19 protein-coding genes are annotated in these 22,448 nt (G+C 40.9%); 11 read left to right on the top strand and 8 right to left on the bottom strand.

Going from position 1 to position 22,448, the window contains the following annotated elements:
- Positions 1 to 18: 18 nt before the first annotated feature.
- The 3 genes from slyD to O1Q79_RS09770 all read right to left on the bottom strand — a co-directional run bounded on the left by slyD (position 19) and on the right by O1Q79_RS09770 (position 3,196).
- Positions 19 to 621 (bottom strand): peptidylprolyl isomerase, encoded by a 603-nt coding sequence (slyD, locus tag O1Q79_RS09760; RefSeq protein ID WP_386692090.1) that lies wholly within the window; start codon positions 619 to 621, stop codon positions 19 to 21.
- Between the two features lie 57 nt (positions 622 to 678).
- Positions 679 to 1,104, bottom strand: a complete 426-nt coding sequence (gene rraB / locus O1Q79_RS09765) for a ribonuclease E inhibitor RraB (protein ID WP_386692092.1) — start codon at positions 1,102 to 1,104, stop codon at positions 679 to 681.
- A gap of 169 nt (positions 1,105 to 1,273) precedes the next feature.
- The gene (locus tag O1Q79_RS09770) at positions 1,274 to 3,196 is read right to left on the bottom strand and encodes an ABC transporter ATP-binding protein (RefSeq protein ID WP_386692094.1); all 1,923 of its coding nucleotides are present in this window, start codon (positions 3,194 to 3,196) and stop codon (positions 1,274 to 1,276) included.
- Positions 3,197 to 3,253: 57 nt separating this feature from the next.
- On the opposite strand from O1Q79_RS09770, the gene O1Q79_RS09775 reads away from it, so the two are divergent.
- From O1Q79_RS09775 to oppF, 10 genes are all read left to right on the top strand, one after another.
- The gene (locus O1Q79_RS09775; protein ID WP_386692096.1) at positions 3,254 to 3,883 is read left to right on the top strand and encodes a MarC family protein; all 630 of its coding nucleotides are present in this window, start codon (positions 3,254 to 3,256) and stop codon (positions 3,881 to 3,883) included.
- Positions 3,884 to 3,907: 24 nt separating this feature from the next.
- On the top strand, positions 3,908 to 4,747 hold the full coding sequence (locus O1Q79_RS09780) for a DUF5718 family protein (protein ID WP_386692098.1): 840 nt from the start codon (positions 3,908 to 3,910) through the stop codon (positions 4,745 to 4,747).
- Between the two features lie 146 nt (positions 4,748 to 4,893).
- Positions 4,894 to 5,166 carry an oxaloacetate decarboxylase subunit gamma gene (locus O1Q79_RS09785; protein WP_386692100.1) on the top strand — a complete coding sequence of 91 codons (273 nt, stop codon included), beginning with the start codon at positions 4,894 to 4,896 and terminating at the stop codon, positions 5,164 to 5,166.
- An 18-nt stretch (positions 5,167 to 5,184) separates the two neighbouring features.
- Positions 5,185 to 6,987, top strand: coding sequence for a sodium-extruding oxaloacetate decarboxylase subunit alpha (gene oadA / locus O1Q79_RS09790; protein WP_386692102.1), 1,803 nt, complete (start codon positions 5,185 to 5,187; stop codon positions 6,985 to 6,987).
- Positions 6,988 to 6,999: 12 nt separating this feature from the next.
- A complete protein-coding gene (locus O1Q79_RS09795) occupies positions 7,000 to 8,301 on the top strand; it encodes a sodium ion-translocating decarboxylase subunit beta (protein ID WP_386692104.1) in 1,302 nt (433 codons plus the stop codon).
- Positions 8,302 to 8,537: 236 nt separating this feature from the next.
- Positions 8,538 to 10,175 carry an ABC transporter substrate-binding protein gene (locus O1Q79_RS09800; protein ID WP_386692106.1) on the top strand — a complete coding sequence of 546 codons (1,638 nt, stop codon included), beginning with the start codon at positions 8,538 to 8,540 and terminating at the stop codon, positions 10,173 to 10,175.
- A 147-nt stretch (positions 10,176 to 10,322) separates the two neighbouring features.
- A complete protein-coding gene (gene oppB / locus O1Q79_RS09805; protein ID WP_386692108.1) occupies positions 10,323 to 11,243 on the top strand; it encodes an oligopeptide ABC transporter permease OppB in 921 nt (306 codons plus the stop codon).
- 66 nt (positions 11,244 to 11,309) lie between these two features.
- The gene (gene oppC, locus O1Q79_RS09810) at positions 11,310 to 12,170 is read left to right on the top strand and encodes an oligopeptide ABC transporter permease OppC (RefSeq protein WP_386690176.1); all 861 of its coding nucleotides are present in this window, start codon (positions 11,310 to 11,312) and stop codon (positions 12,168 to 12,170) included.
- Between the two features lie 3 nt (positions 12,171 to 12,173).
- Positions 12,174 to 13,145 (top strand): ABC transporter ATP-binding protein, encoded by a 972-nt coding sequence (locus O1Q79_RS09815; RefSeq protein WP_386688533.1) that lies wholly within the window; start codon positions 12,174 to 12,176, stop codon positions 13,143 to 13,145.
- Positions 13,142 to 14,137, top strand: coding sequence for a murein tripeptide/oligopeptide ABC transporter ATP binding protein OppF (gene oppF / locus O1Q79_RS09820; RefSeq protein ID WP_386692110.1), 996 nt, complete (start codon positions 13,142 to 13,144; stop codon positions 14,135 to 14,137). The genes O1Q79_RS09815 and oppF overlap by 4 nt, the downstream gene beginning before the upstream one ends.
- Positions 14,138 to 14,171: 34 nt before the next feature.
- On the opposite strand, the gene O1Q79_RS09825 is transcribed toward oppF, so the two are convergent.
- The 4 genes from O1Q79_RS09825 to O1Q79_RS09840 are packed head-to-tail and all read right to left on the bottom strand — an operon-like array spanning position 14,172 to position 17,770.
- Positions 14,172 to 14,993, bottom strand: coding sequence for a class I SAM-dependent methyltransferase (locus O1Q79_RS09825; protein WP_386692112.1), 822 nt, complete (start codon positions 14,991 to 14,993; stop codon positions 14,172 to 14,174).
- The gene (locus O1Q79_RS09830; protein WP_386692114.1) at positions 14,993 to 15,745 is read right to left on the bottom strand and encodes an ABC transporter ATP-binding protein; all 753 of its coding nucleotides are present in this window, start codon (positions 15,743 to 15,745) and stop codon (positions 14,993 to 14,995) included. The genes O1Q79_RS09825 and O1Q79_RS09830 overlap by 1 nt, the downstream gene beginning before the upstream one ends.
- A complete protein-coding gene (locus O1Q79_RS09835; RefSeq protein ID WP_386688676.1) occupies positions 15,742 to 16,740 on the bottom strand; it encodes a FecCD family ABC transporter permease in 999 nt (332 codons plus the stop codon). Before O1Q79_RS09835 ends, O1Q79_RS09830 begins: the two co-directional genes overlap by 4 nt.
- A 4-nt stretch (positions 16,741 to 16,744) precedes the next feature.
- The gene (locus O1Q79_RS09840) at positions 16,745 to 17,770 is read right to left on the bottom strand and encodes an ABC transporter substrate-binding protein (protein ID WP_386692116.1); all 1,026 of its coding nucleotides are present in this window, start codon (positions 17,768 to 17,770) and stop codon (positions 16,745 to 16,747) included.
- Positions 17,771 to 18,091: 321 nt separating this feature from the next.
- On the opposite strand from O1Q79_RS09840, the gene O1Q79_RS09845 reads away from it, so the two are divergent.
- The gene (locus O1Q79_RS09845; RefSeq protein WP_386692118.1) at positions 18,092 to 20,920 is read left to right on the top strand and encodes a S8 family serine peptidase; all 2,829 of its coding nucleotides are present in this window, start codon (positions 18,092 to 18,094) and stop codon (positions 20,918 to 20,920) included.
- A 78-nt stretch (positions 20,921 to 20,998) separates the two neighbouring features.
- On the opposite strand, the gene O1Q79_RS09850 is transcribed toward O1Q79_RS09845, so the two are convergent.
- Positions 20,999 to 22,321, bottom strand: a complete 1,323-nt coding sequence (locus O1Q79_RS09850) for an anaerobic C4-dicarboxylate transporter (protein ID WP_386692121.1) — start codon at positions 22,319 to 22,321, stop codon at positions 20,999 to 21,001.
- Positions 22,322 to 22,448: the final 127 nt, after the last annotated feature.

The raw sequence follows: 22,448 nt of genomic DNA on the forward strand, positions 1-22,448 counted from the left end.
TACGGCATTTTTCTCAAATTAATGATGGTGATGACCACATCCACAACCATCGTGGCTGTGTTCTTCTTCGTGATCATGATGGTGATGATGACTGCCACAACCACAACCATGACCTTCTTCATCGGAATCATGGTGATGACCACCACAACAACCGCCTTCTGAATGAATATGACCGTGGGCAATTTCTTCTAATGTCGCTTCACGTGTTGCCACCACTTCCACCGTGAAATGCAATTCTTGACCCGCTAACATGTGATTGCCGTCAACCACCACATCAGTTTCACCCACTTCGGTAATCACTACGGGCAAAGGACCCATATCCGTATCTGCAATAAAACGCATGCCGACAGCTAATTCATCTACGCCTTGGAATACATCTTTTGGTACACGTTGCACCATATTTTCATTGTATTCGCCATAACCTTCTTCAGGTTTTATACGTACTTCAAATTTATCACCAACGTCTTTGCCCTCTAACGCATTTTCTAAACCAATGACTAAATTATTATGACCTTGTAAATAGTCTAATGGTTGATTTGCAGGTGCTTCATCCACTAATACACCGTCTTCGGTGCGTACTTGATAAGCAATGCTTACCACCACATTTTTTGCTACTTTCATTTTTTTCTCCAATCTAAAAAGGAGGTCATTTTATAGTAAATCTATGTAAATAGCTAATTATTCATCTTCATCATCAGGATTATCTTCGAAAAATTCGCCGTCATCGCCATATTCATCATCTTCTGCATTGGGATCTTCAAAATAGGTGCCCCAACCATCATAAATTCCGCCATGTTTAGCCACTAACGGAACAATTTCTTTTTGTTGTGCATCAATAATTTCAGGCTTTAGTTCCACTTCCGCAATAATATCAAAACAGAACAATAATTTGCCGTTATCGTCTTCCAATTCTTCTGCTTCCGATACTTCATAACCTGCTTTGAACGCATCCACCGCAATTTTTTCTAATTTTTCAAAATCATAGTGCGCAATGTGATGCTCAATAATATAAAGTGCATTGGGATCGCTGCCATCATTGAATAAATCTGCAATAATTTCACGGGTTTCCGCTTGGAGTTCCGCTGGGGTTGGGTGAGTTGCCATAATGTTTGTCCTATAAAGATAAATAATTTGGGTATTTTAGCATAGAAATAGGCGAAATAACCCTGCACTTGCGTACAGGATTCGTCAGGGTAACGATGCTCCGCATCTGGAGTGGATTAAACCACAGCGTGGCGTGACCATGCTTAACCCCGTACGTGAGTACGGGGGATCACCCATAACTTTCCAATTTCTCTTGCACACCTAACCAATCCATTTCAATCGTTTCCAACTGCTTTTTCACATTCACCTGTTCCGCCAAAACCGCGGTTAATTTTTCTTTATTTTCTGGCGAATACAGATCATTGTGGGAAAGTTGCTGTTCAATCTCTACCAACTGATCTGACAGTTTTTCCATTTGGCTTTCCAGTTGGCTAATTTTTTTGCGTAGTGGAGCGGTTTGTTGACGTAGTTCGGCTTCTCGGCGTTTTTGATCTTTTCTGTTTTGTTGGGAATTTTCAGAAACTTCGCTAGTTTGTACCGCACTTTTATTTAACTCTTTGCGTTCTTGGGCGTTGATCTCATTTAGCCATTTGGCGTAATCGTCTAAATCACCGCTAAATTCTTCCACTTGCTTATCGTGGACTAAATAAAATTCTTCCACCGTGTTACGCAATAAATGGCGGTCGTGCGACACCACAACCAGTGAGCCTTGATAATCCACTAACGCTTCGGTTAAGGCTTGTCGCATGTCTAAATCTAAATGGTTGGTAGGTTCGTCTAATAGCAATAAATTCGGGCGTTGCCACACAATTAATGCCAGCACTAATCGGGCTTTTTCGCCGCCTGAAAAGGTGTTGACGGGTTCGCTGACTTTGTCGCCGTGAAAGGCAAAACTGCCTAAATAATTGCGACAGTCTTGCTCGGTGAGTTTGTCATCTAATTTTTGTAAATGCCACAGGGCGGATTCTTCCGCTCGTAAGGTGTCTAATTGATGTTGAGCGAAATAGCCTAATTGTACGCCTTTTGCCAGTTGCACGTTGCCTGAAAGGGCGGTGAGTTCACCTGCCAATAATTTAATTAGCGTGGATTTCCCTGCTCCATTTTTGCCGAGTAAACCAATTCTTGAACCAGGAACAAGGTTGAGTTTAATTTTTTGCAAAATTTCCACCGCACTTTCGCCAACCCCATAGCCAGCGGAGGCTTTGTCAATCATCACTAGCGGATTAGGCAATGACAGCGGTTCACGAAAAGCAAAGGTAAAGGGATTATCCACGTGAGCTGGGGCAATTTTCTCCATGCGTTCAAGGGCTTTCATCCGACTTTGAGCCTGTTTGGCTTTAGTCGCTTTGGCTTTGAAACGGTCGATATAACTTTGTAAATGGGCGATTTTATCCTGTTGTTGACGGAAAAGTGCGGTTTGTTGTGAGAGTTTTTCCGCTCGTTGTAGTTCAAAACTTGAATAGTCGCCCGTGTATTCGTTGAGTTTCTGTTGTTCAATATGCAAAATTTTATTCACGATAGGATCGAGAAAATCACGGTCGTGGGAAATCAATAATAGTGTGCCTTGATATTGGGTCAACCAGCGTTCGAGCCAAATCACCGCATCTAAATCTAGGTGGTTGGTGGGTTCGTCTAACAACAGTAAATCGGACGGGCATAACAAGGCTTGTGCCAAATTCAACCGCATACGCCAACCGCCCGAAAAGGCTTTCACAGGACGTTGTAGTTCATCTTGTGAAAAACCTAAACCGTGTAATAGGGCGGAAGCTCTTGATTGAATTGTCCACGCATCAATATTATCCAGTTGGGCGTGAATATGGGCAATGGCATTGCCGTCATTTTGTTGATTGGCTTGTACTAATGCTTGTTGTAATTGGCAATAAATACGATCACCTTGAATGACATAATCTAAAGCGGAAATCTCCAACGCCGGGGTTTCTTGATTGACCCAAGATACCGCCCAGTTGGTTGGATAACTTACATTTCCGCTTTCCGGTGACATTTCTTTTTTTAACAAAGCGAATAATGAGGATTTACCGCAACCGTTTTTGCCCACTAAGCCAACTTTTTGTTTGGGATTAATGGTGGCAGTGGCGTTTTCAAGCAGTAAAGTTTGTCCACGTTTTAAAGATAAATTTGAGAATATGATCATTTTTTATGGTATATTTTTTAAAGTTTCCCTATTTTCCTGTTTTTTAAAGGTTTTGCAATGTTTGATTCGTTAATTGTTCAATTTGTGGTACTTTGGGCAGTCATTGATCCCATCGGTTCTATTCCGGTTTATTTAACTAAAACGAGCCGTTTATCTTTAGAGGATCGCCGTAAGGTAGCGTTAAAAGCAGTACTGATTGCGACGGGTATTTTGTTATTTTTCTTAATTGCTGCTCAAGGCTTATTTGAAGCGATGCAAATTCCCCTTGCGGCGTTTCAAATCGCCGGAGGATTAGTGCTATTTTTATTTGCATTAACCATGATTTTTGGTGAAGGCAAGCCTGAACATGAAATGAAAATGACATCAAACCTAAGCGAACTTGCTGTTTATCCATTAGCCGTGCCTTCAATTGCCTCTCCCGGTGCCATGATGGCAATTGTGTTATTAACCGATAATCACCGTTTTAGTTTTTCTGCTCAGGTGATTACTACCTTTATTATGCTTGCCGTGTTGTTAATTACTTATTTATTATTATTAGTGGCGAACCGCGTGCAATATTTGATTGGCAATACTGGAGCGTCGGTGATTAGTCGAGTCATGGGATTAATTTTAGCTGCGGTGGCAGTCAATAATGTATTAGTCGGCATTCAAGAATTTTTTATGACAGGCGGCATCAATTTAAGTTAATCATTTTATTAGAAAGGGAACATTATGTTAGACAACAATTTTATGGGTTTAGGTGTGGCGGGTAATTTTGCTGGTCATTTAGAACAGGCGGGTGAAGCGGCTGATTTTGTTAAAGTTAAAACAGAAGAAGCTGTGCAACCGAAAGCGATTTTTCCCTTTTATGTGCCTAGCCAACAGTTAAATGAAAATGAACGCTTTTTGTCCGTTTATCCACTTTCCCACGACCGTTTGCAATTTCCACAAAACGCCGATAATTTACAGATTGAACCTGAAATTGCGTTGATTTGTGAGATTCAATACGATAAAACATCACAAAAAGTGACCGCACTTTTACCTACTCATTTTGCTGCTTATAACGATTGTTCTATTCGTCGCCCAAATGCACGTAAAATTTGTGAAAAGAAAAATTGGGGAGCGGATTCCAAAGGTCTGTCAGCTAACTGGATTGCCTTAGATGGTTTTGAGCGAGGGAGTAATATTGATGATTATCGTATTGCCTGTTTTCATAAACGTGATGGCGAATTAACCGAATACGGTATTGATAGTCCAGCAGTGGGTTACAGTTATTTTCATCAAAAATTATTGTGTTGGATGGTAGATAAAATGAATTCTCAGCCTGATCAAGATCCGATGAATAATATTGCCAACCTATTGAAACAGGCAAATTATCCGACTAAAGCCGTGATAAGTATTGGTGCTACTCGTTACACTGAATTTGGCGAAAAAAATTTCTTGCAAATAGGCGATATTAGTATAGTGGTGGTGTATAACGGTAAAACCTATTCCCATGAGCAAATTGCACAAATGGCAGAGCATGCGTGCTTTGCGGATGATATTTCAGCGTTGGTGCAAAAAGTGATTTAAGTTTTCACAATAATAAAATGATGTGTATTGCCATTTTTTATTAGATAAAGATAATATAAGTTGCTTGTTTTGTGATCTCTATCAAAGATTTTATTTTGATTACGCCGTAAGATAATAATGTTCTACCTAATATAAGGATTATTAATATGACCCCAGCAGAACTCTTTGGTGAAGGTATCAATCTGATGTTGTCAGGTATGGGTTTTGTGTTGGTCTTTTTGCTCATTTTAATTTGGGCGATTGGACTAATGTCAAAACTGATTAATCAATATTTTCCTGAACCCGTCGTTGTTCCTAAAAATGTTTCAAAAAACGTGCCAAATTCAACCGCACTTCAGCCTGTCAGTAACGATTTAGATCGTTTACGTCCAGTGATCGTGGCAGCCATTGCACATCATCGTGCGACACATTCAAATTAATGAAAGAAGGATTTTATTATGAGTAAAAAAATTAAAGTGACAGACGTGGTACTTCGTGATGCCCATCAATCTTTGTTTGCTACCCGTTTACGTTTAGATGATATGTTGCCAATGGCGACGGAATTAGATGATATGGGTTATTGGTCGTTAGAAGCGTGGGGCGGTGCGACTTTTGATAGCTGTATTCGTTTTTTAGGCGAAGATCCTTGGGTACGTTTGCGTGAGTTGAAAAAAGCCTGCCCGAAAACTCCGTTGCAAATGTTATTACGTGGACAAAATTTATTGGGCTATCGTCATTATGCCGATGATGTGGTGGATCGTTTTGTGGAACGTTGTGTCGCTAATGGCATGAGCGTATTCCGTGTATTTGATGCGTTAAACGACCCACGTAATATGCAAGCCGCTTTGCAAGCGGTGAAAAAACACGGCGGTCACGCACAAGGGACATTGAGTTACACCACCAGCCCCGTGCATACCTTGCAAACTTGGTTAGATGTGACAGAACAATTGCTTGAAATTGGTATTGATAGCCTTGTGATTAAAGATATGTCAGGGATTTTAAACCCAATGGCGGCTGCTGAATTAGTCGGTGAAATCAAAAAACGCTTTGATGTGCAACTCCATTTGCATTGTCACTCCACCACAGGTATGGCAGAAATGGCATTATTAAAAGCGATTGAAGCAGGTGTTGATGGGGTGGATACAGCTATTTCTTCAATGTCAGGTACTTATGGACACCCAGCTACCGAATCCATTGTGGCGACCTTACAAGGTACAGAATTTGATACGGGCTTAGATATTCCACGTTTAGAAAAAATTGCCGCGTATTTCCGTGATGTGCGGAAAAAATATGCCAAATTTGAAGGGCAGTTGCGTGGTATTGATAGCCGTATTTTGGTGGCACAAGTGCCAGGTGGTATGCTGACTAATCTTGAGGGGCAATTAAAACAACAAAATGCCAGTGATAAATTAGATTTAGTGTTGGAAGAAATTCCACGCGTGCGTAAAGATTTAGGCTATATTCCGTTAGTCACCCCAACATCACAAATTGTGGGTACGCAATCTGTTATCAACGTGTTAATGGGCGAACGTTATAAAACCATCGCCAAAGAAACCGCAGGGATTTTAAAAGGCGAATATGGTCGCACTCCAGCCCCTGTGAATGCAGAATTACAAGCTCGTGTGCTTGAGGGTGGCAAACCAATTACCGACCGTCCAGCGGATCATATTGCCCCTGAAATGGCGAAAATTGAAGCAGAAGTGAAACAAACCGCACAAGAAAAAGGGATTAAACTGGCTGAAAATGCGGTAGATGATGCGTTAATTGTGGCGTTATTCCCACAAATTGGTTGGAAATTCTTAGAAAATCGTGGTAATTCTGCTGCCTTTGAACCTGCTCCGACATTAGAAAGTTCGGTGCAAAAACCAGCAGAAAAAGCCCCAGCCAAACCAGCAAGCGGTTCAGCGGTTTACACCGTGGAACTTGAGGGTAAAGCCTTTGTAGTGAAAGTGTCTGAAGGTGGCGATGTTACTCATATTGCACCGACAGCAGCTCCAGCGGCAGCCCCTGTGGCTCAAACTGCTCCAGCACCTGCTGCAAGTGGCACTGGCACCGCAGTCACCGCACCAATGGCAGGCAATATCTGGAAAGTGGTCGCCACCGAGGGACAAACTGTCGCAGAGGGTGATGTATTGTTTATTTTAGAAGCGATGAAAATGGAAACCGAAGTACGGGCGAACCTTGCCGGAACAGTGCGTGGTATTTGTGTGAAAGCGGGTGATTCAGTAGCTGTGGGCGACACCGTCATGACCATTGCTTAATTTGGAGGCAGTATGGAAAGTATTATTGCTCTACTGAAAGGCACAGGCATTATGCACCTTGAATGGGGGCAAGCGGTGATGATTTTGGTTAGCCTACTGTTATTGTGGCTTGCCATTGTGAAAAAATTCGAACCGTTGTTGTTATTGCCGATTGGCTTTGGTGGCTTGTTGTCGAATATTCCTGAAGCGGGAATGGCGATGACGGCATTGGATAATTTGTTACATTCAGGTACACCTGAACAACTTGCTGTGATTGCAGGAAAAATCGGTGTAGTGGCAGATCCTGTTGCAATTAAAACCGCTCTTGCGAGCTTGCCAGCTTCTGTGCAAGCACAGCTTGAAGTCACCGCTGGCGATCTTGGCTTTAGTGCAGGCATTTTAGCCCTGTTCTATAAAGTAGCGATTGGCTATGGTGTTGCTCCGCTGGTGATTTTTATGGGGGTCGGTGCCATGACGGATTTTGGTCCGTTAATTGCCAATCCAAGAACCTTATTACTCGGTGCGGCGGCACAATTCGGGATTTTCACCACCGTATTGGGGGCCTTGGGTTTAAACTGGTTAGGGGTAATTGATTTTACCTTGCCACAAGCTGCTTCTATTGGGATTATCGGTGGTGCTGATGGTCCGACCGCCATTTACTTAACCAGTAAACTGGCACCTGAATTATTGGGTGCGATTGCAGTGGCTGCCTATTCTTATATGGCGTTAGTCCCATTAATTCAACCGCCAATTATGAAAGCCTTAACCACAGAAACCGAACGTAAGATTCGTATGACCCAATTACGAACCGTGAGTAATCGAGAAAAAGTGATGTTCCCAATTATCTTGTTATTATTGGTGGCATTATTATTACCTGATGCCGCACCATTGCTTGGTATGTTCTGTTTTGGTAATTTAATGAAAGTCAGTGGCGTGGTGGATCGTTTAAGTGATACCACACAAAATGCCTTGATTAACATTGTCACCATTGTGTTAGGTTTATCGGTTGGGGCGAAATTGGTGGCAGATAAATTCTTGCAACCACAAACCCTTGGTATTTTACTGTTAGGCGTGATTGCTTTTGGTATCGGAACGGGTAGCGGTGTGTTGATGGCGAAATTGATGAACAAATTCAGCAAAAATAAAATCAACCCACTGATTGGTTCTGCTGGCGTGTCAGCCGTGCCAATGGCAGCTCGTGTTTCTAACAAAGTAGGGTTGGAAGCCGATCATCAAAACTTCTTACTGATGCACGCCATGGGACCGAATGTGGCTGGCGTAATTGGTTCAGCCATTGCCGCAGGTGTAATGCTAAAATACGTTGGGGCAATGTAAGGAAAAATGTATTAAAAATACACCGCACTTTGGGGGAAGATCAAGTCTGAAGTGCGGTGTAAAATTTTCAAGATTCTTATTTATTCTGCTTTTGTTTAGAATTTGCTATTAATAATCTAAAATCATCATCAAAAAACAAATTTATCCTATTATTTCAATCCAAGCGCTTTACAAGCTGCAGTTTTTCTGCCATAAAAGGAAAAGAGTACAATACAAAATAACAAGGAGTCGATTATATGCAACATAAATTATTACCATCTTTATTGGCTGGCGGTGTCGCTTTAGCCTTTTCTTTTTCTGCCAATGCGGTAAAAGTACCTGACGGTGTGGAATTAGCCCCTGTGCAAGAAATTACCATTAACAACGGTGCTGAACCGCAAAGTTTTGATCCGCATTTAACCGAGGGCGTGCCAGAATCCGAAGTAGTATCCCAGCTCTTAGAGGGTCTAGCGACCGTGGATTCTGACGGGAATACTGTGCCAGGGGTAGCTGAATCTTGGGATCATTCAGCTGATTACAAAACTTGGACTTTCCATTTGCGTAAAGATGCAAAATGGTCTAACGGTGATCCTGTGACTGCACAAGATTTTGTTTTCTCTTGGCAACGTTTAGTCACCCCAGCCACCGCTTCGCCTTATGCGAGCTTTTTGACCTATATGCAAGTGGCTAATGCTCAAGATATTATTGACGGTAAAAAATCACCCGATAGCTTGGGGGTTAAAGCCATTGACGATTTGACGTTTGAAGTGTCTTTAGACAATGCGGTGCCTTATCTCGTTGGCTTCACGACGCACCAATCTTTGTTACCAGTGCCGAAAAAAGTGGTGGAAAAATTTGGTGAAAACTGGGTAAAAAAAGAAAATATTGTGGGTAACGGTGCCTATGTTTTAGCGGATCACGTAATTAATGAAAAAATAGTGTTTGCCCGTAACCCGAATTACTGGAATGATAAAGAAACCGTGATCGACAAAGCCACGTTTTTGAGTATTGAAAACCCAACTACGGACGTACAACGTTATCGTGCTGGGGATTTGCAAGTAACCAATTATGCGTTGCCAACCGAGCAATTTGCTAAATTGAAAAAAGAATTGCCGGATGAGTTATTTATCACTCGTACCTTGGCAACCTATAGCTATGAGTTGAATAACAGTCGTCCTCCGTTTAATGATGTGCGTGTGCGTAAAGCACTCAATTTGGCGTTAGACCGTAATATTATTACCGATAAAGTCATGGCACAAGGACAAACCCCGACCTATGTCTTTACGCCGCCTTATATTAGCGAGGGAGAGAAAATCCAACAGCCGGCTTATTCCACTAAACCGATGGCGGAGCGTAATGCTGAAGCGGTGAAATTGTTAGAAGAAGCTGGGTTTAGTAAATCTAATCCATTGAAATTTAGCATTCTTTATAACACCAACGAGAACCACAAAAAAGTGGCGATTGCAGCGGCCTCTATTTGGAAAGCCAATACGCAAGGGCTGGTGGACGTTAAGTTGGAAAACCAAGAATGGAAAACCTATATTGCTTCACGCCGTAGCAAAAATTACGATGTGGCTCGAGCAGGTTGGAATGGGGACTATAACCAAGCCTCTACCTTTGTGAATTATTTCTTGTCAAATTCAAGTAATAATACCGCATTTTATCAAAGTGAGAAGTATGATGCGGCTGTCATGGAATCTCGTGCGGCATTAGATGAAAATCAGCGTGCAGAAGCCTATGCGAAAGCCGAAGAAATTTTAGCCGAAGAAGCCGCCATCGTGCCGATTTATAACTATGTGAATCCACGCTTGGTGAAAACCTTTGTCAAAGGTTATTCGGGTAAAGATCCACAAGATAGAGTGTTGTTAAGAAATCTTTATATTGTTAAACACTAACATCATTCCCCTGAAATTCTTCAGGGGAGTTCCTTTTTCCCTATGTGGGGATGTACTGGATAATTTGCTATGGGCAGGCATCGTCTGATTCATGTGCAAAGTGCGGTGCTTTTTTATTAATTTTATGATTTTTTGTGGGCTGTCCTTATGTTTAAATTTATTATTAGAAGACTGCTTGAAGCGATCCCAACGTTGTTTCTTCTGATTACGGTGTCTTTTTTCCTGATGCGGCTTGCACCGGGTAATCCGTTTACCAGTGAAAAAGCCTATCCGCCTGAAGTAATGGCGAATATCGAAGCAAAATATCATCTGAATGAGCCTTTATATAAACAGTATTTTCTGTATTTGGAAAATCTCTCGCACGGGGATTTCGGTCCCTCGTTTAAATATAAAGATCAAACAGTGAACACCTTAATTGCATCGGCTTTTCCTGTTTCCATTAAACTGGGTTTAACCGCCTTTGTGTTTGCTGTCACCTTGGGGTTATTGGCTGGCATTGTGGCAGCATTAAATCAAAATAGTCGGTGGGATTATTTGGTAATGAGTTTTGCCATGACGGGGGTGATTATTCCGAGCTTTGTGATTGCACCGTTATTGGTACTGGTTTTTGCCATTTATTTAGGTTGGTTGCCTGCTGGTGGTTGGAACGGTGGCACGCTGTATTATATGGCATTACCTGTGGTTGCGTTAACCATTGGCTATGTGGCAGGGATTGCACGGATTATGCGTGGTTCCATGATTGAAGTGCTACATTCTCCGTTTATTCGCACTGCTAAAGCTAAAGGGCTGCCATTGCGGCGGATTATTTTTAAACATGCGTTACGTCCTGCGATTATTCCTGTAGTAACCTATTTAGGACCTGCCTTTGTGGGGATTATCACAGGTTCTATGGTGATTGAGCAAGTCTTTGGCTTACCAGGTATCGGGCAGTTATTTGTGAATGGTGCGTTAAACCGTGATTATTCCTTAGTCTTGAGTTTAACCATTTTAGTCGGCACCTTGACCATTTTCTTTAATGCGGTGGTGGATATTTTATATGCGGTTATTGATCCGAAATTGCGTAGTTAAGGGGGCGATATGTTAAAAGTGCAACAAAATCAACAATTAGCCCAAAAACTCCTTGAACAATCGAATATGCTGTCATTGGAAAGTCGTAGTCTATGGCAAGATGCCAAACGCCGTTTTATTGCCAATAAAGCCGCTATGTTCAGCTTATTTATGTTGGTATTGATCGTGCTGTTTATTACCTTTGCACCCATGTTAATGCCGTTCAGTTTTGAAGACACCGATTGGAATATGATGAGTGCTGCCCCTGATTTTGAATCGGGACATTATTTAGGTACGGACGGTTCAGGACGTGATTTGTTAGTGCGGATAGCTATGGGCGGACGTATTTCGCTAATGGTGGGTATTTTAGGTGCATTAATTGCGGTGTTGATCGGTACCGTTTACGGAGCTATTTCTGGCTTTTTCGGTAAAACCGTGGATATGTTGATGATGCGTGCCTTAGAGGTACTGAGTTCGTTTCCGTTTATGTTCTTTGTGATTCTATTGGTGACGTTCTTTGGACAAAACATTCTGTTAATTTTTGTGGCGATCGGTATGATTTCTTGGCTTAACCTCGCTCGTATTGTGCGTGGTCAAACCCTAAGTTTGAAAAATAAAGAATTTATTGAAGCGGCGATGGTGTGTGGCGTGTCACGGCGAAAAATTATTTTCCGTCATATTATCCCGAATTTATTGGGGATTGTGGTGGTGTATGCCTCTTTAGAAGTGCCGTCATTGATTTTATTCGAATCTTTTTTAAGTTTTTTAGGGTTAGGCACACAAGAGCCGATGAGCAGTTGGGGAGCGTTGTTGAATGACGGTGCGGCACAGATGGAAAGTTCTCCTTGGCTGTTGATTTTCCCTGCTTGTTTTTTATGTTTAACGCTGTTTTGTTTTAACTTTATCGGTGATGGATTGCGTGATGCCTTGGATCCAAAGGAGAGATAAACGATGAATAATTTGCTTGATGTACAAAATTTATCGGTAAAATTTTCCACACCTGACGGTGTTGTTACGGCGGTGAATGAACTGAATTTTACCCTTGAACAAGGCGAAACCTTAGGTATTGTGGGCGAATCGGGTTCGGGTAAATCACAAACTGCCTTTGCCTTAATGGGGCTATTGGCTTCCAATGGCAAAACCACGGGATCAGCCAAGTTTAACGGTCAAGAATTGCTGAATTTAACAGAACGTCAATTAAATAAAGTGCGAGCTAGAGATATTGCGATGATCTTCCAAGATCCCATGACCTCGCTCAATCCTTACATGAAAGTGGGCGAGCAGTTAATGGAAGTGTTGATGATTCATAAAAATATGGATAAATCCACCGCACTTTCTGAGTCAATCCGTATGTTAGATGCGGTGAAAATGCCCGAAGCGAAAAAACGGATGGCGATGTATCCGCACGAATTTTCAGGCGGTATGCGGCAAAGGGTGATGATTGCCATGGCGTTACTATGCCGTCCGAAATTATTGATTGCTGATGAGCCGACTACGGCGTTAGATGTGACAGTACAAGCACAAATTATGACTTTGCTAAATGAATTAAAACGAGAATTTAACACGGCGATTATTATGATTACCCATGATCTCGGCGTGGTAGCAGGGATTTGCGATAAAGTGCTAGTAATGTATGCTGGACGAACTATGGAATATGGCAGTGCGGAGCAGATTTTTTATCAGCCAACACACCCTTACTCTATGGGCTTAATGGAAGCGATTCCTCGTTTGGATAGCCAATCTCACGAGTTAAAAACCATTGCTGGCAATCCGCCGAATTTGCTGCGTTTACCACAAGGCTGTCCGTTTTCGCCACGTTGCCAATATGTTAGCGAACAATGTTTGACCGCTCCGAAATTAAGTCAATGGACGGATAACCGCTTACGCAACTGTTGGATTGATGCCAAGGAGTTTGTAGTATGACCGAAAAACAACCTATTCTTGAAGTAAATCACCTTTCGGTGAATTTCAAAATTAAAAATAAAAAATCGCTGTTTTTTGCCAAACCGTTAACCCTGAAAGCAGTAAACAATGTGTCGTTCCAACTTTATCAAGGCGAAACCTTGGGTGTGGTAGGCGAATCAGGTTGTGGCAAATCCACCCTTGCACGTGCGATTATCGGTTTAGTCAAAGCATCGGCAGGGGAAATTTTATGGTTAGGTAAAAACCTTGCTCACCAATCACAAAAAGAGTGGAAAGACACCCGTAAAGATATTCAAATGATCTTTCAAGATCCGTTGGCTTCACTTAATCCACGGATGAATATCGGTGAAATTATTGCCGAGCCATTGGAGATTTATCAACCGCATTTATCTAAAGCGGAAGTGAAGCAAAAAGTGCAAGACATGATGATTAAAGTCGGTTTGCTGCCAAACGTGATCAACCGTTATCCGCACGAATTTTCAGGTGGTCAATGTCAACGTATCGGTATTGCTCGAGCATTAATTATCGAACCAAAAATTATTATTTGTGACGAACCCGTTTCGGCGTTAGATGTGTCGATTCAGGCTCAAGTGGTCAACTTATTGAAATCATTACAGAAAGAAATGGGATTAAGCCTGATCTTTATTGCTCATGATTTATCCATTGTAAAACATATTTCCGATCGTGTATTGGTGATGTATTTAGGCAATGCCGTGGAGTTAGGTACCGATGAACAGGTATTTAATCATACTCAACATCCTTATACGCAAGCCTTAATGTCCGCCGTGCCGATTCCTGACCCAAGATTGGAACGCAATAAAACCATTCAATTATTGGAGGGGGATTTACCATCGCCGATTAATCCGCCATCAGGCTGTGTGTTCCGTACCCGTTGCCCGAAAGTCGCTGACTGTTGTGCAAAGACAGTTCCTGCTTTAGGTGGAGGTGGGGATCATTTAGTGGCTTGTTTAATGGTGAATGGTGTTGGGTAACATACGTTATTTTTTATGGGAGCCATAATAGCTCCTATTTTTCCCAGCTTAAGAACGCCCATTTTTTCATAGCAGGACGAACATTTACGTTACCTTGGTGTTGTTGGTAATAATCTTCCAATTTGGCCATTTCTACTTCGCTTAAATTACTGCCGATTGACCATTTTACGGTACGTATAAAATCTTGTTCGGAAATCACCGCACTTTTTTCGCGTTGTGGTTCAACCAAACCGCAGCCACTCTCTAAGAAATCGACTTTCACTTGGTAGCCTTGCTGATACAGCATATTGACTGCATAAATATAATTGGGAAATCCCACGCCATCTCGGTCGATAAAACGTAATATATCTCGATCAATAAAATCTTTATCCACCGTCATGGTCATATACACCGCTTTCTGGGCTTTAGCATTGAGTTTATCTAACGCGGACTGCAAATCATTGACCATGGAAGAACGCGAAGAAACACAAACATCGCATTCTGGCACATCGAACCAGTCATCGTCCCATGCTCGTAGAATAGGCAAAATATTATGAATATTTAAGTGTTGGCTGCGAAGTTGTAACAAATTCAGCATGCCTTGACTATAATCTAACCCATACACGCGCTGTACATAAGGGGCACAAGCCAGCGCAATTGCACCGCCACCACAACCTACATCAAGTACAGAATTTACATCGCGTAAATCCATGCGACTTAGAAAATCCTGTACATAGTTATTTTTTAAATCAAATTGGCTGATTTGCATTTGTTCTGCTTTGCGATCCCAATCCTGTGGCTGTTTCGGTTCTCGGGTGGCGAGTTGAATATGATTTTTATATAATTCAGAAAAATTTATATCATTAATGGAATTCATTATTCGTCCTTTAACAGGTGGAGATTTTTCGCTAATACTTGTGGACTTAAGCCGTAAATTTGAGCTAATAAAACTAAATCCATTACCTCTTTAGGTGTACCTTGTTTAATAATTTCACCTTGATACATCAACAATAAATTATCTGCATAACGAAACGCTTGTTCGGGTTGGTGTGTGGTGAAAATCACAGTCAAACCCTGTTGGCGTAATTGTTGAATATGTTCTAACACCCGAATTTGATTGCCGAAATCCAGATTAGATGTGGGTTCGTCCATGATTAAACATTGTGGTCGTTGAGCCAAGGCTCTGGCGATTAACACTAATTGCCGTTCACCGCCACTTAATGTCATATAGGATTTATCCGCTAAATGTGCGACACCTAATTGCTCAAGACTTTGTTGAGCGATCTGTTTATCTTGCTGATTGGGTGTGGCGTACCATGCGAGATAAGCGGTTCGCCCCATTAATACCACATCTAGCACTGTAAAGGAAAATACCCCTTGTTGAGCTTGCGGTACATAACCTATTGTACGAGCAAGTTGGGCTGCTGTCCAATTAAAGTGCGGTGTATTTTTAATCAGAATTTCACCGTGCAAGGGTTTAATTAAGCCTAACATAGTTTTGAGTAATGTGGTCTTGCCACAACCATTTGCCCCTAACAAAGCGGTAATTTTTTGTGTTGGAAAGGTAACATTCAGATTATCGGCAACCGTTTGTTGATAGCCTATACGTAAGTTTTTCAAGGTGATCATTGGCGTTCCCCTTTGATTAATAGGCTTAGAAAAAATGGTGCGCCGACAAAGGCGGTGATTACGCCCAATGGGATTTCAATGGCAAATAAACAACGTGCTAATGTGTCGGTGATAAGCAAAAAGGCTGAACCTAATAAAATACAAGTTGGTAACAACAAACGGAAATCCGCTCCACTCCAAAGTCGAGCAATATGCGGAATAATTAAACCGACCCAGCCGATAATACCCGTTACTGACACAACGGCTGATGTCATTAGCGTAGCACATAAAATAAAAATCAGCCGAGAGCGTTTAATATTAATTCCAAGAGCTGTCACTTCTTCATCATCAAGGCTTAATACATTCATTCGCCAACGTAATAGAATCAACGGGATTAAGGCAAATAGAACCAATGGAGCAACCAGTTTTAAGTCGTCAAAGCTGGTCATATTTAATCCACCTAATAGCCAAAATGTAATGGTACTTAATTGGCTGTAAGGATCAGCCAGAATTTTAAGTAACGAAATTCCTGCCCCGAGCAAAGCAGAAATGGCGACACCTGATAGCACTAATGCCAGAATTGGATTTTGACGGCGGACTGTACTGGCGATGAAATAAACCAATCCCACGGCAAACAGTCCACCAACAAAGGCGAATAGCTGAATAATTGGCAAAGGAAAATCAAAGTAAATTGCTGTTACTGCCCCAAGACCAGCTCCCGAAGTTACCCCTAAAATATCAGGTGAAACCAACGGATTTTTAAACATACCTTGATAGGTTACGCCCGCTACTGATAAAGCGATACCGACTAAAATAGCAGTGGCAATACGGGGTAAGCGAATATTCCAGAGTACGATGTGTTGTTGAGAAAGCCCTTGTTGCGAAAGTTCGTTACCGAACTGGCTGATAGATTGCCAAATTTCCGTTAAAGAAAGCGAATATTGCCCTGAACTGACCGCAATCACAAGACTGATAATTAACAACACCAAAGGCAACATTAAACGGAAAATTGGCATTGACTTACTCCAAAAGTGCGGTGATTTCTGTGGAAGAAATTTGATAACCGTAAAATAGACGGAAATAACGTTGCACTAAGTCATAGGCATTTTGCTGTGATAAAGCGGTCGGTTTTAATTTGTAAGCTAACCATACACAACCTAATAAACGGTTGACGCTCGGTGGTGAATCTAGCCAATTAAACGGTAAACTTGGGGCTAAAAAAACTCGCTGATTTTTCACCGCAGTTAAACTTTGCCATAAGGTATTTTGTTGGCTATGTTGGTAAAAATTAGTATCTTGGGTCAAAATTAAATCGGGTTGCCATTGTAAAAGTTGTTCCATTGACACTCGAGCTAATTTTTTCTCACCAGCTCCATTTGCCACATTTTGTAGCCCTAACCAATCTAACACTTCAGTATGAATTGCCCCTTTTAATGCGGTTTCTAAACCATCAGATCCACGTCCTAAATAGACATTCAGATTATTCGTGGCACAAAGTTGGTGGGTTTTAGTTAAAATCTCATCAGATAAATCTGCTAAGGCTTTGGCTCGAATTGGTTGTTGTAATAATTCACCTAATTGTGTGAATTGTTGAGCTGAATCTGCTAATTTTCCCGCCACAATAAAATAAGGCAGTTGAGTTTGTTGGGAGATTTTTTCGGCAGTGGAAAGAAAGGTTTCACTGACGCTACCCACATCTACAATTAAATCGGCATTGAGGCTAACAATTTTTTCTACAGGAGCGGTAGAGGCTCGTCCTGCAATTCGCCCAATATGGGGTAAATTTTGGATTTGTTCCGATAAAAATTTCTTGGTATCCGTTTTTAATTCAGTGGCAATCCCCACCATTTTTTCAGGGCATAATGCCATTAATAATAAATCCGACACAAAACCAGCACTTAAAATCCGTTGCGGGATTTTATTCAAAATACCTGTACGGATAATTAGCGATTGGGCGGATTGGGAAAAGACAATAGGTGGCAAGGATAAACAAGAGAATCCAACCAATAGGGTTTTAATAAAACGGCGACGATGTTGATTGACCATAGCAAATCCTTTCAATTTATTATATACAAAACTATATAGCAACCCTGCTAGGAATACAATTAAAAAAAACACCGCACTTTCTCCCTAACAATAAAAGTGATCACTTTTGGATTACTGGATAATAATTTGTTCTAAATCAAAGAAATGGCGACTTTTACACTAAAACCAATCTTTTAATTGATTCTTATTCCTATTAATAAGAAAATAACACTACTATTTTTAGTGGTATAGCTAATCCCCAATAAACGATCGTGCGGTATTAGATTATATAAGGTTTATGGAATAAACCTGAAATGCTATGTTTTATTAAAAGGAGTTGAGATGAACAATTATCCATGGAAAAGAACCTTGCTCGCTATGATTATCGGCATTGTAATGACATCAAAAGGTTATGCCGAAGATATTGAAGAAAATGACGAGCAAGAACAATCCCCCCAATATGAACAGATGATTAATCCACACCACAGTATTGGACTAACCGAACAAATTTCCACTCAATATTCTGGTCATGGTGTAAAAGTCGGTGTGATTGATTCTGGTTTTATGAATGAACATCCGTTATTTAATCAACAAAAATTACATTCTTTGTCCTTTGAAATTACCGATGATGAGAGGAATAAAAAGACCTTTGATCCTAACCACTATGTAATTGAAACCGAACAAGATGAAAATGGTGAACAGGCAACCGTTTATTCAATGCACGGTGGTCAAGTAGCAGGCATTATCGGTGCAAATTCATATTCCCAATATCTTGGGGGGATTGCAAAAAATGCTGATATTTATCTGACGACGACCGAAGCAACAGAAATGACCCAAGATGATGAAGATTCAGATGAGTCAGACGATTCAGATGATTCAACAGATAACGATAAACCGCTTGAATTATTACTGGGTAATGAAGCAGAAATAAAAGACCACCGTCATACCCTTGCCACCGCATTTGCTAAGCAGACGGAAAACAAAGTATTTGTGATTAATAATAGCTGGAATGAAGATCCGGTAGATGGCACTGCTCAGCTTATGGATGATAAATATAAATCAGGCATTGAGAAAGCCACTGATAACGTATTAATTAATGCGATTAAAGATGCGGTTAAAAAAGACACACTTATTGTCTTTGCGGCTGGGAATGAAAGTAAGCAACAAGCGGGTATTATGGCCGCTTTACCACGTTATCTACCTGAATTAGAAAAACATTATCTGTCAGTTATTGCGGTAGATGATGGGGAAAATATAGCAGATTATTCTAATCGCTGTGGGGTGAGCCAAAATTGGTGTGTCGCCGCACCAGGAACGTTATCTGTGCTTATTACCCAAGGTGCGGATCAAAATATCAAATCACCGGGGCTACAGGTACAGCAAGGAACATCCTTTGCCGCCCCTGTCGTGACAGGATCTTTAGCTGTGTTAAAACAACGTTTTCAGTATTTTACAGCAATACAAGTGAGAGATACATTATTGACTACCGCCACGGATTTAGGGGCAAAAGGCGTAGATGATGTCTTTGGCTGGGGATTAATTAATCTATCAAAAGCAATAAATGGACCATCGCAACTGTTAAACAACGAAACCTATACGCTATCCAGCGATGATCGTTGGAACAACCCTTTAACTGGCGAATACCGCTTAACTAAACAAGGACAAGCGACTTTAACCTTGGCTGGAGAGAACAATCGTTTAAAAGAGATCAGTGTTGAAGATGGGAAATTAGCCTTAACTAATACGACTTTGGTGGATCAAATTAGTAATGAGAGCAAATTGGCACTCACTGTATTAACCGTAAATCAAGCCTTTCATGCGAAAGCAGGTAGCCAACTTGAATTATTAGCACAACAGGCGTTTACTGCTCAAGGAAAAGGCACTGTAGTCAATTTAAATGGCGTATTATCTGTGGCGGAATCACTCAAACAAAATACTCAAGCAGGGCAAACTATTGCCGATGTATTAGTGGTGAAAAATGGTGCAACCTATACGGGTGGTTTTAAACAATTAATCTCTAGCGATACTTTGACAGCTAAGGGATTGCGGCAGGATTTGTATTTTAAAAATGATCGCATTGAATTAAAAGCTAACCCGAATCAGCCATTTACTGATCCACAAGCAAACAGTAACGGGCAAAACGGCTTGCAAGCGTTGAATGCGTTGCGTGATAGCAGTACGGCATGGAAAAAAGGTCTATATAATGATTGGTTGCAACATGCAATAGAACATAATGATTTACAGAATTTCCATTACGCTATTGGCAATACCATTTATGCTGATAGCCTTGATTTGTTGCGTAACAATGCAGCAATAGGGTTAACCGAAACGGATAATCATTTATATCGTTATCACGACAGTAAAACCGACAGTGTCAAAGTATGGGTTGAAAGCGATGGACAGAAATATAAATCCGATCATCATCAATTTGATCAAAAAACAGAAGTGAAAACCCGATATACAGGCATGGGATTTGCTTATAAAGCGGAGAAAAGCATATTGACGGGTAATCTGACTCGCACTAAATCCGATGTAACGAAAAATCAGGCATCTGCTACGATTAAACAAATTGAAGCCAGTGCGGCATTGCGTTATATGCCATTAGCCAGCGGTTGGTTTGTGGATGTTACAGGAAAAATCGCTCGTTTGGATTACAAACAAAACCGTCAATTCAATTCAGCTTCACTTGCTTCAGGTGCTAATAAAGGCTGGTTGTTTGGCAGCGAGTTGCGGACGGGGTATAACCTAGCAATAAATGACTGGTATTTAGAACCGAGTGCTGGATTGCAAGCGATTCGTTTGAATATGCAGCAATTAACCGAAAATGGCGAATTGGCAACATCAACCTCTTCTTTCCATAAAACAGATGTTAATTTATCAAGTGGATTGCATTTGAAAAAATCGTTTGATCTTAGTGATTGGAAAATCACGCCGAATTTCGATTTAAGTTATATTCGTCATCTTAACGGTAAACCAAGCTATTTAAAAAGCAGATTGAATGGTATTGCTATTCACAGTGAATCAACCACTTTCAGCAAAAATATAGCTGTATTCGGTTTGGGTATGATGCTGGAAAAAGGCAACTGGTTCGTATCCACCGATATTCATCGACAGGCATTTAAAAATGGAAAAGCGACAGATTGGCAGGCTAAAGTTGGTTTGAGTTTTTAAGGATATGCTGTTAGATAGTCATTAAAACATAAAAAGCCCAATTGAAAGATTGGGCTTTTTTTATTTAATTAGGCTAAATTAGAGAAATAAATTAGCAAATAGTAAACCAAAGCATAGACTAAAGACCATACTTAATAAGCCTGGGATCATAAAGCTATGGTTGAAAATATATTTACCGATTCTAGTTGTGCCTGTGGTATCAAAGTCAATGGAAGCAATAATCGGACCATAGTTTGGAATAAAGAAATAACCATTTACTGCCACAAATACCCCGATTAAGATTGGGGCTGGAATACCTAAGCTAATCGCTAATGGGAATAACGTAGCAACCGTTGCCCCTTGGCTGTTTACTAACACAGATAATAAGAATAAAGCAAAAGCAAATGTCCACGGCGCGGTTTCAACTAAACCAGACACCATTTCTTTTACTTCGGTCATATGGGCTTGCATTAAGGTGTCCCCTAACCAAGCAATACCGAAAATGGCAATCACTGCACGCATACCGGCGTGGAAGACAGAACCTCTGGTAATTTCCGTACCGTCCGGTTTGCAGAATAAGATGATTAATGCACCAATAGATAACATCACGATTTCAATGGTATGTGCCATGCCCATTGGTTTGCCATCAAATACTGGGCGTAAGGACGGCACAGCACCCATTACTACCACTAATAATGCACCAATTAAGAATAAGGCGACAGATGGTTTTGCTGTTGGTTTTAATTTTATTTGGGCTAAATCAATATTGGTATTGTTAGCTTTCACATATTCGGGATCCTGCAATAATTTTTGATAATGTGGATCATCTTTTAATTCTTTCCCCATTTTATTAACGAAAATACAAGCCAAAAATAAACCTAAAAGTGTAGATGGAATCGTTACGCCTAACACATTACCTAGGTTGATACCTTGCGGTTCAAGAAATGCCACTACAGCAACAACTGCAGCTGCAATCGGGCTGGCTACAATGGCAAATTGTGAGGCAATAACAGCCATGGAAAGAGGACGTTCTGGGCGAATACCGTTGTGGCGACTTACTTCAGCAATGACTGGCAATACAGAATAAGCAACATGACCTGTACCTGCTAATACGGTGAATGTCCAAGTGACCGCAGGAGCAATAAAGGTAATATATTTGGGATTACGGCGTAGAATATTAGTTGCGATTTTGATCATATAATCTAAACCACCTGCGGCTTGCATTGCCGCTGCCGCTGCTACGACTGCCATGATCATAAACATTACATCAATGGGTAAACCTGCAGGTTTTAATCCAAAACCGAAGGATAAAATTGCCAAGCCTAAACCACCAAAGACACCCAAGCCGATACCACCGACCCGAGCACCTATTAATATACATAATAGGACGATAGCAAATTGTATTAAAAACATCATTTCCATAGTCTTTTCTCCATAATTATCACGAAAAATAACATCATCTTTTAAATAAGAATAACTAATAAAACCTAAAACAGCCAGTTATTTACACCTAAAAATTTCTAATTTGACGGATAAAATTATATATTAC

This window comes from Lonepinella sp. MS14434 (assembly GCF_042468235.1).
Classification (GTDB): Bacteria; Pseudomonadota; Gammaproteobacteria; order Enterobacterales; family Pasteurellaceae; genus Lonepinella.